11 protein-coding genes and 3 tRNA genes are annotated in these 13,713 nt (G+C 75.1%); 5 read left to right on the top strand and 9 right to left on the bottom strand.

Annotation, left to right across the window (positions count from 1 at the left end):
* The first annotated feature begins 135 nt into the window (after positions 1–135).
* Positions 136–1,227, top strand: coding sequence for an RNA polymerase sigma factor (locus tag MW084_RS08470; RefSeq protein ID WP_010468569.1), 1,092 nt, complete (start codon positions 136–138; stop codon positions 1,225–1,227).
* A 145-nt stretch (positions 1,228–1,372) separates the two neighbouring features.
* Here MW084_RS08470 and MW084_RS08465 read toward each other — a convergent pair whose 3' ends face one another.
* The 4 genes from MW084_RS08465 to MW084_RS08450 form a co-directional block, all read right to left on the bottom strand.
* A complete protein-coding gene (locus MW084_RS08465; protein ID WP_029553290.1) occupies positions 1,373–3,295 on the bottom strand; it encodes an ABC transporter ATP-binding protein in 1,923 nt (640 codons plus the stop codon).
* Positions 3,295–5,028: an ABC transporter ATP-binding protein gene (locus MW084_RS08460; RefSeq protein ID WP_010468572.1), complete on the bottom strand. Its 1,734-nt coding sequence runs from the start codon at positions 5,026–5,028 to the stop codon at positions 3,295–3,297. Before MW084_RS08460 ends, MW084_RS08465 begins: the two co-directional genes overlap by 1 nt.
* A gap of 54 nt (positions 5,029–5,082) precedes the next feature.
* On the bottom strand, positions 5,083–6,522 hold the full coding sequence (locus MW084_RS08455; RefSeq protein WP_029553291.1) for a xylulokinase: 1,440 nt from the start codon (positions 6,520–6,522) through the stop codon (positions 5,083–5,085).
* 126 nt (positions 6,523–6,648) lie between these two features.
* Positions 6,649–6,936: a hypothetical protein gene (locus MW084_RS08450; RefSeq protein WP_010468576.1), complete on the bottom strand. Its 288-nt coding sequence runs from the start codon at positions 6,934–6,936 to the stop codon at positions 6,649–6,651.
* Positions 6,937–7,117: 181 nt separating this feature from the next.
* Here MW084_RS08450 and MW084_RS08445 point away from each other — a divergent pair.
* From MW084_RS08445 to MW084_RS08435, 3 genes are all read left to right on the top strand, one after another.
* Positions 7,118–7,190: transfer RNA gene (locus MW084_RS08445), tRNA-Asn, on the top strand.
* 5 nt (positions 7,191–7,195) lie between these two features.
* A tRNA-Asn gene (locus MW084_RS08440) sits at positions 7,196–7,268 on the top strand.
* Between the two features lie 186 nt (positions 7,269–7,454).
* Positions 7,455–7,528, top strand: a tRNA-Ile gene (locus tag MW084_RS08435).
* 238 nt (positions 7,529–7,766) lie between these two features.
* Here MW084_RS08435 and MW084_RS08430 read toward each other — a convergent pair.
* The 5 genes from MW084_RS08430 to MW084_RS08410 form a co-directional block, all read right to left on the bottom strand.
* Complete coding sequence (locus MW084_RS08430) at positions 7,767–8,180, bottom strand: PIN domain nuclease (protein WP_010468578.1); 414 nt, start codon at positions 8,178–8,180, stop codon at positions 7,767–7,769.
* Entirely contained in the window at positions 8,177–8,392 is a 216-nt protein-coding gene (locus MW084_RS08425) for a type II toxin-antitoxin system VapB family antitoxin (protein ID WP_010468580.1), read from the bottom strand. The genes MW084_RS08430 and MW084_RS08425 overlap by 4 nt, the downstream gene beginning before the upstream one ends.
* A gap of 89 nt (positions 8,393–8,481) precedes the next feature.
* The gene (locus tag MW084_RS08420; protein ID WP_010468582.1) at positions 8,482–9,825 is read right to left on the bottom strand and encodes a carboxyl transferase domain-containing protein; all 1,344 of its coding nucleotides are present in this window, start codon (positions 9,823–9,825) and stop codon (positions 8,482–8,484) included.
* A complete protein-coding gene (locus MW084_RS08415; protein ID WP_010468584.1) occupies positions 9,818–11,290 on the bottom strand; it encodes an acyl-CoA synthetase in 1,473 nt (490 codons plus the stop codon). Before MW084_RS08415 ends, MW084_RS08420 begins: the two co-directional genes overlap by 8 nt.
* A 117-nt stretch (positions 11,291–11,407) precedes the next feature.
* Entirely contained in the window at positions 11,408–12,451 is a 1,044-nt protein-coding gene (locus MW084_RS08410) for a rod shape-determining protein (protein ID WP_010468586.1), read from the bottom strand.
* Between the two features lie 527 nt (positions 12,452–12,978).
* Here MW084_RS08410 and MW084_RS24540 point away from each other — a divergent pair.
* Positions 12,979–13,713, top strand: a 735-nt coding sequence (locus MW084_RS24540; protein ID WP_420833733.1) for an SCO2400 family protein, incomplete at its 3' end; no start/stop codon positions are given.

The following is a 13,713-nucleotide window of genomic DNA, read 5'->3' as shown; positions in this document are numbered from 1 at the left end:
GCCCCGCCGCGTGCCCGCCCCGTCACGCGGCGGTCGCAGAAAGTGGGCGCACACCCCTCGTGGGGGCGGTGTGCCGTACCTCACACTGGGGGCGGTGACGGACCGAACCGGCAGCGCCCACCTGGAGGTCGCCGCGTGCAGACCCGGACCCTGAACGACGTCGTCCCCGTAGAGGACGCCCCTGCGCAGGGCCTACCGCCGAACGACCGCCCGGGGGCGCTCGCCGAGGCGCTCCCCGGGACCCTCGCGGAGGACGTCCCCGGCCCGCGGGGACCTTTCGCGGACCCGCCCGCGCACGGCGCCGCGGACCGGACCGCGGCGCCGACGCCGGACCTGTTCCGGCAGTACCTCGGGGAGATCGGCCGCATCCCGCTCCTCACCGCCGCCGAGGAGGTCGAGCTGGCCCGGCGCATCGAGGCGGGCCTGTTCGCGGAGGAGAAGCTCGCCCGTACCCCGGACCTGGACTCGCGGCTGGCGGGCGACCTCGACACCCTCGTCGTGCGGGGCCGGACGGCCAAGCGCCGGCTCATCGAGGCGAACCTGCGGCTCGTCGTCTCCATCGCCAAGCGCTACGCCGGCCGCGGCCTGACCCTGCCGGACCTCGTGCAGGAGGGCAACCTCGGCCTGATCCGCGCCGTGGAGAAGTTCGACCACGAGCGCGGCTTCAAGTTCTCCACCTACGCGACCTGGTGGATACGCCAGGCGATGTCCCGGGCACTCGCCGACCAGGCCCGGACCATCCGCGTCCCGGTGCACGTCGTGGAGCTGATCAACCGCGTCGTGCGGACCCAGCGGAGGATCCTCCAGGAGCACGGCAGGGAGCCCACCGCCGAGGAGGTCGCCGCCCACCTGGGCCTGCCGCCCGAACGGGTCGGGGAGGTGCTGCGGCTCGCCCAGGAGCCCGTCTCCCTGCACGCGCCGGTGGGCGGGGAGGACACGGCCCTGGGCGACCTCATCGAGGACGGCGACGCCGCCTCCCCGGTGGAGAGCGCGGCGTTCCTGCTGCTGCGGCAGCACCTGGAGGCGGTGCTGTGCACGCTCGGCGAACGCGAGCGCGAGGTCGTCCAGCTCCGCTACGGACTGGTCGACGGGCGGCCCCGCACCCTGGAGGAGATCGGGCGCCTCTTCGGCGTGACGCGCGAACGCATCCGCCAGATCGAGTCCAACACCCTCGGCAAGCTCCGGGCCCACGCCTTCGCCGGCCATCTGCGCGGCTACCTGGACTGAGCCCCCCGCCCCCCTGCCGGGACCGGCCCGGCTCCGGGCGCGGGAGCCGGGCGCGGCCGGAGCGGGGCCGTGGGGCGGGGCGGCCCGCCCCACGGCCCCGCTCCGAGTGCCCCCGTGCCGCCCCGCGCGGTGGTCCGCCGGGCGGTCAGTCGACCTCGGCCACCGCCCGGGCGAACTGCGCCGCGTACAGGCGCGCGTACGCGCCCTTCGCCGCCAGCAGCTCCTCGTGGGTGCCCTGCTCGACGATGCGGCCGTCCTCCATCACCAGGATCACGTCCGCGTCGCGGATCGTCGACAGCCGGTGCGCGATGACGAACGTCGTCCGCCCGTGGGCGAGGCGCGCCATCGCCTTCTGGATCAGCACCTCCGTACGAGTGTCCACCGAGCTCGTCGCCTCGTCGAGGACGAGGATCACCGGGTCCGACAGGAACGCGCGGGCGATCGTGATCAGCTGCTTCTCACCCGCGCTGACACCGCCGCCCTCCTCGTCGACGACCGTGTCGTACCCGTCCGGCAGGGTGCGGACGAACCGGTCGGCGTGCGCGGCCCGCGCCGCCGCCTCGATCTCCTCGCGGGTCACCCGGCGCCCGGCGGCGGCACCGTACGCGATGTTCTCCGCGATCGTCCCGCCGAACAGCCAGGTGTCCTGCAGGACCATGCCGATCGACGAGCGCAGCTCCTCCCGCGACATCCGGGCCACGTCCACGCCGTCCAGGACGATCCGGCCGCCCGTCACCTCGTAGAACCGCATCAGCAGGTTGACCAGCGTCGTCTTGCCGGCGCCCGTGGGCCCGACGATCGCGACCGTCTGGCCGGGCTCCACCGTCAGCGACAGGTCCTCGATGAGCGGCTTGTCGGGGTCGTAGCGGAACGACACCTTCTCCAGCGCCACCGCCCCGCGCACCTCCGCGGGCCGCTCCAGGGCGGGCGACTCCGGCTGCTCCCCGGCGTCCAGCAGCTCGAAGACCCGCTCGGCGGACGCCACGCCGGACTGCATCAGGTTCGCCATCGACGCGACCTGCGTCAGCGGCATCGAGAACTGCCGCGAGTACTGGATGAACGCCTGCACGTCGCCGATCGACAGCGTCCCGGACGCCACCCGCAACCCGCCGACGACCGCCACCAGCACGTAGTTCAGGTTCGAGACGAAGAACATCAGCGGCTGCATGAGCCCGCTGTTGAACTGCGCCCGGAACCCGGCCTCGTACAGCTCGTCGTTCTGCGCGCGGAACTCCCGCGCCGCCTCCTCCTGGCGGCCGAAGACCTTCACCAGCGCATGGCCCGAGTACATCTCCTCGACGTGCGCGTTCAGCCCGCCCGTGGCCTTCCACTGCCGGACGAACTGCGGCTGCGACCGCTTGCCGACCCGCGCCGCCACGACCACCGACACGGGCACCGTCACCAGCGCCAGCAGCGGCGAGATCCAGAACATCATCGCGAGCACGCCGACGATCGTCAGCACCGAGTTGATCAGCTGGCCCATGGTCTGCTGCATGGTCTGGCCGATGTTGTCGATGTCGTTCGTCGCCCGGCTCAGCACCTCGCCGCGCTGCGCCCGGTCGAAGTACGACAGCGGCAGCCGCTCCAGCTTCGCCTGCACGTCCTCGCGCAGCCGGTACACCGTCCGGTTGATCACCCTGATCGACAGGCGGGTCGACACGAGCATCAGCAGCCCGGCGGCCGCGTACACCGCCAGGGCGAGCAGCAGCACCTCCCCGACCAGGCCGAAGTCGACTCCCCGGCCGGGCGTGAAGTCCACCCCGGACAGCATGTCCGCGAGCCCGTCGTCGCCCTTCTCCCGCAGCGCCGCGACGACCTCGTCCTTCGTGCGGCCCTCCGTCGTGCCGCGTCCGACGACCCCCGCGAACACCAGGTCCGTCGCCCGGCCGAGGATCTTCGGCCCGACCACCGACAGCGCCACGCTGAGCACGCCGGCCGCGACCATCGCCCACAGCGCGGCCCTCTCCCGGGCGAGCTGCCGCAGCAGCCGCCGGAACGACCCGCCGAAGTCCGTCGACCGGTCGCCGGGCCCGCCACCGGGCCGCATCATTCCGCCAGGACCGGCCATCAGGCAGCCTCCGCCTCGGTCAGCTGGGAGAGCACGATCTCCCGGTACGTCTCGTTGCCCGCCATCAGCTCGTGGTGGCGCCCCACCCCCACGACCCGGCCCTCGTCGAGGACCACGATCCGGTCGGCGTCCCTGATCGTCGACACCCGCTGCGCGACGATCACCACCGTCGCGTCCGCGGTCTCCCGCGCCAGCGCCGCCCGCAGCCGCGCGTCGGTGCCGTAGTCCAGCGCCGAGAACGAGTCGTCGAAGAGGTAGATCTCCGGCCGCTGCACCAGCGTCCGCGCGATCGCCAGCCGCTGCCGCTGCCCGCCGGACACGTTCGTGCCGCCCTGCGACACCGGCGCGTCCAGACCGCCCTCCAGCTCCCGCACGAAGTCGGCGGCCTGCGCCGTCTCCAGGGCCTTCCACAACTCCTCGTCCGTCGCCTCGGGCCGCCCGTACCGGAGGTTCGTCGCGACCGTCCCCGAGAAGAGGTACGGCCGCTGCGGGACGAACCCCACCGTACGGGCGATCAGCGCCGGGTCCAGTTCGCGCACGTCGACGCCGTTCACCAGCACCTGGCCGCCCGTCACGTCGAACAGCCGCGGCACCAGCCCCAGCAGCGTGGACTTGCCGCTGCCCGTCGACCCGATGACCGCCGTGACCTCGCCCAGCCGGGCCACCAGGTCGACGCCGCGCAGCACCGGCTCCTCGGCTCCCGGGTAGCGGAAGTCGGCGCCGCGGATCTCCAGCAGTCCTCCGCGGGGCAGCTCCCGCACCGGCGAGGCGGGCGGCAGCACGCTCGTCTCCGTGCGCAGCACCTCCTCGATGCGCTCGGCGCACACCTCGGCCCGCGGCACCATCATGAACATGAAGGTGGCCATCATCACGGCCATCACGATCTGCATCAGGTACGCGAGGAACGCCGTCAGCGCGCCGATCTGCATCGCACCGTCGTCGATCCGGTGCGCGCCGAACCAGACCACGGCCACGCTGGAGAAGTTCACCACCGTCATCACGGTCGGGAACATCAGCGCCATCAGCCGCCCCGCCGACATCGACACGTCGGTCAGTCCGGCGTTCGCGCCCCCGAACCGCTCCCGCTCGTACGCGTCCCGCACGAACGCCCGGATGACGCGGTTGCCGGTGATCTGCTCCCGCAGGATCCGGTTGACCGTGTCGAGCCGCTCCTGCATCGTGCGGAACAGCGGCCGCATCCGCATCACGATCAGCGACACGGCGACGCCCAGCACCGGCACCACGGCCAGCAGCACCGCGGACAGCGGCACGTCCTGCCCCAGCGCCAGCACGACCCCGCCCACGCACATGATCGGCGCCGACACCATCAGCGTGAACGCCGTCAGCACCAGCATCTGCACCTGCTGGACGTCGTTGGTGGTGCGGGTGATCAGCGACGGCGCCCCGAAGTGCCCGACCTCCCGCGCGGAGAACGACTGGACCCGGTCGAAGACGGCCGCCCGGACGTCGCGGCCCAGCGCCGCGGCGGTCCGCGCCCCGTGGTACACGGCGCCGACGTTCCCCACGACCTGCACCACGGACACGGCGATCATCAGGGCGCCGTACCGCAGGATGTAGCCGGTGTCGCCCCGCACGACGCCCTTGTCGATGATGTCGGCGTTGAGCGTCGGCAGGTAGAGCGTGGCGCTCGTCTGCAGGAGTTGGAGGGCCACCAGGAGGGCTATGGCCCGTTGGTACGGCACCAGATGGATGCGGAGTAGTTGTCTGAGCACGGGACCCACTATCGCCCCCGCGCCCCGTCCGCCACGACTGGTTTCCCCGTCCCGCTACGGACCGAAGGCCCCCGGGTGCAGCTGGTCCCGCGTCGCCCCGTACTGCTGGCGCACCGCCTGCCCCACCGCGAGCTCCTCGCCCGGCTCGAACACCTGCGCCGCCGCGCCCTGCCACGCGGGCGGCGCCTGCGGGGTCAGGGTGCCGTGCGCCGCCCCCAGCGCCCAGGCCGCCTGCCGGGCGGCTCCCAGCGCCGTGTAGTCCGCGGGCTGCGGTACGACGACCTGCGCACCGAAGACCGCGGGCGCCACCGCCTGCACCGCCGGCAGCTCCGCCGCGGCGCCCAGCAGGAACACCCGCCGCACCGCCACGCCCCGCCGCCGCAGCACGTCCATCGCGTCGGCCAGCGCGCACAGCATCCCTTCGAAGGCCGCCCGCGCCAGGTGCTCCGGCTTCATCGACTCCCGCCGCAACCCGCTCAGCGTGCCCGCCGTGTGCGGCAGCGGCGGCGTCCGCTCGCCCTCCAGGTAGGGGAGCAGCACCAGCCCGGAGGCGCCGGGCGTCGACTTCAACGCCAGCGCCGACAGCTCCTCCAGGCTCTCCACCCCCAGCATCTCCGCCGTGCCGCGCAGCGCCCGCACCGCGTTCGACGTGTGCACCACCGGCAGGTGGGTCCCCGCCGCGTCGGCGAGCGCCGTGACCATGCCCTGCGGGTCGGCCGGCGCCTCGGAGTGCACCGCCATCACCGACCCGGACGCGCCGAGCGACACGACGGCGTCCCCGACGCCGAGGCCGAGCCCCAGCGCGGCGGCCATCGTCTCCCCGGTGCCCGCCGAGATCAGCAGCCCCTCCGGGGTCACCCCGGCGGCCTCCGCCGGGCCCAGCACCTCCGGCAGCGCCACCCGGTGCCCCAGCGCCAGCTCCACGAGGTCCGGCCGGTACGCGCCCGAGGCCGCCGACCAGTAGCCCGTACCGGACGCGCCGCCCCGGTCCGTGGTACGCCGCGCCGGCCGGCCCAGCAGCTGCCACACCAGCCAGTCCTGCGGCTGGAGCACGGCGGCCACCCGCCGCGCCGCCTCCGGCTCGGTCCGCGCCAGCCAGCGCAGCTTCGCCACGGGCTGCGCCGACTGCGGCACGCAGCCCACGGCCTCCGCCCACGCCTGCCGGCCGCCCAGCGCGTCGACCAGGTCCGCGGCCGCGACCTGCGCCCGCTTGTCGTTGCCGACCAGCGCGGGACGCACGGTGGCCCCCTGCTGGTCGAGCGGGACGAGGCCGTGCGCCTGCGCGCACACGCCGATGGCCTGCACGCCCTCCAGCAGCCCGCCCGCGGCGGCCTCCCCGAGCGAGAGCAGCCACGCCTGCGGATCGACCTCCGTGGCCTTCGGCTCGACGGGGTGGGCGGCGTACCCCTGGCGCAGGACGGCGCCCGTGTCCGTGTCGCAGACGACGATGCGCGTGAAACCCGACGAACTGTCCAACCCGGCGACTATCCCCATGAAGGAGATTCTGCCGTACTCCGCCCGGGACCCGGCGGGCCGGAGGAGGCCCCCGTCAGGCCGGCCCCGTCAGGCCGCCCCCGTCAGGCCGGCCCCGTCAGGCCGGGCCCCGTCAGGTCGGCCCCGTCAGGTGTTGGTCGTGCCCCAGTCGTCCTCGGAGCCCTGGCCGGCCCCCCGCAGCGAGCGCACCCGCTCGGCGACCGACTGCGGCAGCCGGTCCCCGACCTTCCCGCTGACCGCCTGGTACGCCTGCCGACCGGTCTGCGCGGCCGTCTCCGCGGCGTTGCGCACGGCGGGGTTGGCGGAGAGCCGCTGCGCCGACCTCCGGAGCTGCTCGTACCGCTCGCGTCCGGCACGGGTCCCCAGGACGTACCCGACGGCCGCTCCAACGACGAACGTGAGCTTGTACCGCATGGCTGTCACCCTTTCCGTAGGCGTCGGTGCCGGCCGCCTGCCCGCAGGGACGGAGGTCACACCCGGATCCGGGGTGGTACCGATTGGCGGAGCACCCCCCGGCTTGCGCTAATGTATGTGTCGCAGCGAACGAGCGCCCTCCGGGACACCCCAGGCGGGTCCGTTCGACGCGACGCAGCAATCCCCTGTAGCTCAATTGGCAGAGCAGCCGGCTGTTAACCGGCAGGTTACTGGTTCGAGTCCAGTCGGGGGAGCGCGATCCCCTGTAGCTCAATTGGCAGAGCATTCGGCTGTTAACCGGAGGGTTGCTGGTTCGAGTCCAGCCGGGGGAGCGGTGACGAGAGAGGGCCCGACGTGGCCCTCTCTCGCGTTTTCCGCCTGTTTCCGGCCACTCCTGGACCGCCCGCCACCGGTGATCGTCGCGCGGAGCGCGCGTTGCCGACCACCCGGAGCAGGAGATCGTATGAGCGGCTATGCTGCGGCAGACGGCGCGCACAAATGTGCGCGACGCGCCGCACGGGGCGGTAGCTCAGCCGGTTAGAGCAGCGGACTCATAATCCGTCGGCCGTGGGTTCGAGTCCCACCCGCCCCACCGAGCGCAGGTCAGGGAAACGTTCTGACCTGCGCAAACGTTTTTCCGGATGGCTTGATTCGAGGCTCCGCGGCGACGAATCCCACCCCGTTGGCCGTCACTGCGGCGAGTCCTGGGGTGGCGTCGCCTCGGTGCCGTGCGCGTTCCGGGACCGGCGAAGCTTCTTCGGGCCGTCCCGGGTGGACTGCGGACTGCGGGCCTCGTTCCCCGTCACGCCTCGATGCGGGAGGGAAAGGGGTCACTGCCTGAGGTCGATCGTGCGTACCGGCTGTCCCGTGGTCCGGGTGATGACTTCGAAGTCGCGGTCGTAGTGGAGCAGGGTGAGGCCCGCTTCTTCGGCGGCGGCCGCGACCAGGAGGTCGACCGGGCCCGCGCTGCGGTGTTCGCCCTTCGCGGTGAGCTGCTCCTGGACCACGCGGGAGCGGCGGTGGACGCCGTCCGGCACGGGGCACCACACGTAGTGGGCGTCGAGTGCCGCCTTCAGCCGTGCACGGTCCGCGGAAGAGCGGGCGGAGTGAAGGGCCTGGAGTTCCGTGATGTCGCAGATCGCGACGAGGCCGGCGGCGATCCTGTCGTCCCATTCGGTCGTGTTCCGGCCGAGAAGGACGCGGGCGAGGGCGGAGGTGTCGATGAGGTGGTCGGCAACGGTCACGGCCGGTACCGGCTCTTGTCCAGGAGGATGTCGATGTCCAGGGCTCCGTCGGCCACCGGTCGCCGGGCGTCTTCGAGTGCGCGCAGGCACCGGTGGCGGGCGGTGACCTCACGCAGGGCGGTGTTGATCGTGTCGCGCTTGGTGGTGGTGCCGAGTTCCTTGGCGGCTGCTTCCCGTGCCTCGTCGTCGAGGTCGACGACAGTACGGCTCACAGCGACTCCCTGGGTGCACGACGGAATATGCCAGTGTGCTCGATTCCCTGTATAAAAGTCGGCTGGCTCCGTCACGGCGGTCCGGCGCCTCACACGATGCCGCGCACGACCCCCAGCTCCACCAGGTCCTGCGGTCTCAGCCGCAGTTGCCCGGCCGTGCGCGGGGCCTCCTCCGGCGGGCGCTTCAGTATCGCCGCGGCGGCCTCCGGGGCGATCACCGAGAAGTAGCCGTCACGCGTCACCCAGGTGTTGCCGGCCGCCGCCAGCGCCAGCGCCCCGCCCGAGCCGCCCTCCCCGACGACCAGCGTGGTCACCGGCACCCGGGCCCCGGCCACCGCCGCGAACGCCTCGGCGACGGCCGCGCCCGCGCCGGCCCGTTCCGCCTCCGCGTCGTTCGCCGCGCCCGGCGTGTCCACCAGGGTCAGCACCGGCAGGCCCAGCCGGTCCGCGAGCCGGATCACCCGCGCGGCCGTGCGGTACCCGGCGGGCCGCGTCGGCGTGCCGCACTGCGCCGCGTACACGACGCCGTACCCGCCGCGCAGCCCCACTCCGCACAGCATCCCGGGGTCCGTGCCGCCGCACCGGTCACCGGCCAGCGGCAGCAGCCGGTCGAAGTACGCCTCCAGGTACGCCCCCGCCCGCGGCCGCGCCGGGTCGCGCGCCCGCCGCACCGCGTCCCAGCCGCTCCCCGGCAGTCCGCCGGTGCTCTCCGGCACCGTCGGCGGGGGCACCGGGCCGGGCGCGGGCCGGGTCAGCGCGGTGAGCCAGTGCCCCAGCGTCGCGCGGAGCTCGCAGGCCGGGACCACCGCGTCGACGTGGCCCGCCGCGAGCTGCCCCTCCGCCGTGTACGCCGCCGGGTCCGCGTCCGCGGGCCGCACCCGCGCCCCGGCGAACCCGATCTGCGCGCCGGGCAGCGCCAGGACGACGTCCGCGCCCGCCCCGACCGTCGCCCAGCCGCCCCCGGTCGCCGGGTCCCGCAGCACCGAGACGTGCGGCACGCCCGCTTCCCGCAGCAGCACCGACTCGCGCGCCACCCGCTGCAGCTGCGCCAGCGCGACCATGCCCTCCTGCATCCGGCTGCCGCCCGTCGCCACCAGGGACACCAGCGGCACGCCCCGCTCCCGCGCCAGCCGGTACGCGGCGCACACCCGGTCGCCGGCGCGCTCCCCCAGCGACCCGCCGAGGAAGCCGAACTCGAACGCCAGCACCGCGCACGGCACCCCCGACGCCTCCGCCGCGCCGAACACCACCGACTCGCTCTCGCCGGTCCGCTCCGCTGCCCGGGCGCGCGCCGCGCCGTACCCCTCCCACGCCAGCGGGCCGTCCGGCGCCGCGGGCGGCCCGGACGGGGGCGGCGGGGGGTGCTCCGTGAAGCCGTCCACGGCCAGGGCGATCGCGGCCCGCGCCGCCGGCCGGGCCGCCGCCTCAGCCATTCAGGGCCCGCTTCAGGACCTTGCCCATGTCGTTGCGGGGCAGTTCCTCCAGGTACCGGACGGCGCGCGGCCTCTTGTGCGGGGCGAGCTGCGCCGCCACGTGGTCCGCCAGCTCCTCCGCCCCCGGGGGCGCGGCCGGGTCCGCCGGCACGACCCACGCCACGACCCGCTCGCCCAGGTCCGGGTCCGGCTCGCCGGTCACGGCGGCCTCCCGGACGCCCGGATGGGCGAGGAGCACGTTCTCGACCTCCCCGGCGCCGATCTTGAAGCCACCGCTCTTGACGAGGTCCGTGGCCCTGCGCCCCACCAGCCGCAGCGAGCCGTCCGGGTCCCGCACGGCCATGTCGCCGGTCCTGAACCAGTCCCCGTCGAACGCGGCGGCCGTGGCGTCGGGCCGGTTCAGATAGCCGGTGAACAGGTTCGGGCCGCGCACCTGCACCTCGCCGATCGTCTCCCCGTCGCGGGCGGCGAGCTCCGTCCCGTCGTCCCGCACCAGCCGCAGCCCGACGCCGCGCAGGGGCGTGCCGACCGAACCGGGCCGGTGGGCCGCCCCGGCACCGCGGGGGCCCGGCCGCACGGAGCACAGCATGAGGGTCTCCGTCATGCCGTACCGCTCGATCACCCGCCGTCCCGTCGCGGCGGTGATCCGCTCGTGGTCGGGCAGCGGCAGCGGCGCGGAGCCGGAGACCAGCAGCCGGGCGCCCGCGAGCGCCCGGGCCAGTTCCGCGTCGGTGCCGAGGGCCTCCGCCAGGCGGTGGTACATGGTGGGCACGCCGAACAGCACGGTCGCGCCGCCCGCCAGCTCGCGCGCCACGCGCTCGGTGGTGAAGCGCCCGAGGTGCCGGACGGCGCCGCCCCGGCGCAGCGGGCCGAGGACGCCGAGGACGAGGCCGTGGACGTGGAACAGCGGCAGGGCGTGGACCAGGACGTCGTCCGCCGTCCACGCCCAGGCGTCGGCGAGGGCGTCGAGGGAGGCCGTCAGGGCGCGGCGGGGCAGGACGGCGCCCTTCGGCGGGCCGGTCGTCCCGGACGTGTAGACGATCAGGGCGGGTGCCTCGGCGCCGGGTTCGGCGGGCGGACGCGGGGCGGGGCCGTCGCTCCCGCGCCCGTCGAGGGCGACGTCGACGCGCGGCAGGCCGGCGAGCGGGGCGGGCAGGTCGTCGCTGGGCGCGGCGAGCACCAGGTCGGGTGCGCTGTCGGTGACGATGTGCGTCAGCTCGCGCGTGCCGGCGCGCGGGTTGAGCGGTACGGCCGGTACGCCGGCGAGCAGCGCGGCGACCACCGCGACGGCGGTCTCGGCCGAGGGCGTCGCCCACACCGCGACCCGCCGGGCACCGGCCAGACGGGACCGCGGGGCGGCGGCGGCCGTACGCAGCCCGCCGTACGTCAGGGCGCGTCCGCCGAACCGCAGGGCCGGCCGGGAATCGTCCGGACCGGGGGCGAGAGCCGGAAAGAGGGAACTCACGGGCCGTCCTCCTCGCATTGCTGCACGGGCTGTCCCGCCATGGTCCCAGCCGGGGCGGACGCCCGGGGCCGGGCGGCGCTCCCGGCGGACCCGGCCCCGGGTTCGCCGGCGCCGGGCTCAGCGGGTGCCCGCGAGCGGATCCAGCATGAGCGGTTCGACCCGGCCCTCCAGCATCTCGCCCAGCCCCGTGATCGCGCAGACATCCGGGTGGTCCGCGATCCGCACGGGCATCCCGGTCGCGTCGCGCAGCATCTGGTCGAGGCCGGGCAGCCGCGCGCTGCCGCCGACCATCGTGATCCCGCACTCCGCGAGGTCCGCGACCAGGTCGGGCGGGCAGTCGCGCAGCACCCTGCCGATGCCGTCGAGCACGGTGGTGAGCGGCGCGTGGATGGCCTGGCGCACGGCGGCGGTCTCCACGACGACCGACCGCGCGAGGCCCGTGGCCACGTCCCGGCCGTGGATCTCCGTGGCGGCGGGGCCCTGGAGGGTGAGCCCGTTGCCGTGCAGCGCCAGGTGGAGGGGGCGCACGGACTGGCTGGGCAGCACCAGCTGGTGCTGGTGGCGCAGGTACTGGATGACCGCGTGGTCGATGGCGTGGCCGCCGACCGGGATGCGTTCGGCGGTGACGATCGACCCCAGCGACAACACGGCCACCTGGGTCGTCGCCGCCCCGCAGACCAGGATCATGGTCGCGGTCGGCTGCGCCACCGGCAGCCCGCAGCCGATCGCCGCCGCGATCAGGGTGTCGACCAGTTCGACCCGCCGGGCTCCCAGCCCCACCAGCGTCTCGACGGTCGCGCGCTGGGCGAGCGGGGCGCAGTCGTGCGGGACGCAGGCGGCGGCGCGCAGCAGCGGCTTGCGCCGCAGCTGGCGGCGGAGCTTCTCGCCGAGCAGGCTGCGGAGCATCCGCTGCGCCATCTCGATGTCGACGACGCTGCCGCCCGAGGCCGGGCGGACGACCCGGATGTAGCCGGGGGTGCGGCCCGTCATCCGCTCGGCGAACTCCCCGACCGCGATCAGCGCGCCGGTACGGGTGTTCACGGCGGCCACGCTCGGCTCGTCCACCACCAGCCCCGCCCCCTTCACGAACACGCGGGTCCTGGCGGCCCCGAGGTCGACGGCGACGTGGCAGCGGCGCAGCTGCTCAAGACTGACGGTCACGAATCCTCCCGGGAGCGGTGTATGCCTGCATCGTCCGGCCGCCCGGAACGGTGCGCGCGCTGGGCTGCGCCGGTCGGCGTACGCACCTGACGGCCGGTCAGGAGGGGAGGCGGCCGTTCGGGCGTCGCGGGAACCGGGCCGCCGGGCGCGCCCGGGNGGANNGGCCGGACGCGCCCGGNNGCNCGNNCGGCCCCTNNCGNGGAGCGGGCNCGGTNNNGNTGANGAGGGGAGCGGCCCCGGGCGGACCGGTGCCCGCCCCGGAACGAAACCGTCCGTTCGTGGGGGCCGACGGGAGAGGGAGGCGGTGCCTNNNNCNNCGCCCCCGCACCCGGCGGCCGCCGNGTGNGNGNNCGGGGCCGGAGGGGCGCGGACCGGGGCCCCGGCACACACGCGCACGCATCCCCACACGTCCACGCACATCCGGCACGTCCGAGCCGCCGGGCACCCCGAACGGTGCCCTTCCACACGGAATCTTCACACGGGCACCGGGCTGCGGCACCTGTACGGCGCATACTCTGCGGGGCGCCATGGATTATTGCCACGAGTGTCGGCGGCATCTCAACGGGGCACTGGCCTGCGCCGGATGCGGAAGACCCGCCGAAGAACTGCGGCACGACGACCCCGGAACGCCTGCGGCGGACCACGTCTTCGAGCTGACCCGGGACGAGGAGACACCGTCCGCGGCCCCCGACCGCACCCGGGTGTCCCGCCGCGCGCCGGCGCCCGGACGCGCGGGATCGCGCCGCGCCGCACGGACGGCCCGCCCGCCGGGCGGTCGCCGGGCACGCCGGCGCCGGGGCCGCGTGGTGCTGATCGTGGTGACCGGCCTGGTGCTGGCGGCGGGCACGCTGAGCCTGGCCGAGGTGGCGGTGGAGGACGGAGGCGGCCCGGCGACCTCGGTGCGGCAGGAGGACGTGGCCCTGCCGGCCCCGCTGCCCGACCCCTCGCAGAGCACGCGGGTCGCCGACCCCGAACAGGTGGAGGCGACGCCCTCCGCGCCGGGCCCCTCCGGCGCCCCGTCCGCTGACGGCGGCGCCGGCGAGGCGTCGGGCGCGCCCCGGCCGACGGCCTCCGCGTCCGACGGCGACGGCGGTGGTGACGGTGGCGGCGACGGATCGGGTCCCGGGGCCGGCTCCGGCTCGGGCCCGGGCGGCGGCCAGGGCTACGGCAGGGGCGAGTCGAGGCGCCCGGTCGAGCCGGACGCGCCCCCCTCCGAGCCGGAACCGGCCCCGAGCGCCTCCCCGACCTCCGGCGGGGAACCC

Source organism: Streptomyces sudanensis (assembly GCF_023614315.1).
Lineage (GTDB): Bacteria > Actinomycetota > Actinomycetes > Streptomycetales > Streptomycetaceae > Streptomyces > Streptomyces sudanensis.
This window is presented reverse-complemented; position numbering and strand designations above follow the sequence as displayed.

Excerpts from the sequence above, each read along its gene's own strand:
- MW084_RS08465 (WP_029553290.1), bottom strand. The coding sequence starts at position 3,295 with ATGGCCGGTCCTGGCGGAATGATGCGGCCCGGTGGCGGGCCCGGCGAC.
- MW084_RS08455 (WP_029553291.1), bottom strand. The coding sequence starts at position 6,522 with ATGGGGATAGTCGCCGGGTTGGACAGTTCGTCGGGTTTCACGCGCATC.
- MW084_RS08450 (WP_010468576.1), bottom strand. The coding sequence starts at position 6,936 with ATGCGGTACAAGCTCACGTTCGTCGTTGGAGCGGCCGTCGGGTACGTC.
- MW084_RS08420 (WP_010468582.1), bottom strand. The coding sequence starts at position 9,825 with ATGGCTGAGGCGGCGGCCCGGCCGGCGGCGCGGGCCGCGATCGCCCTG.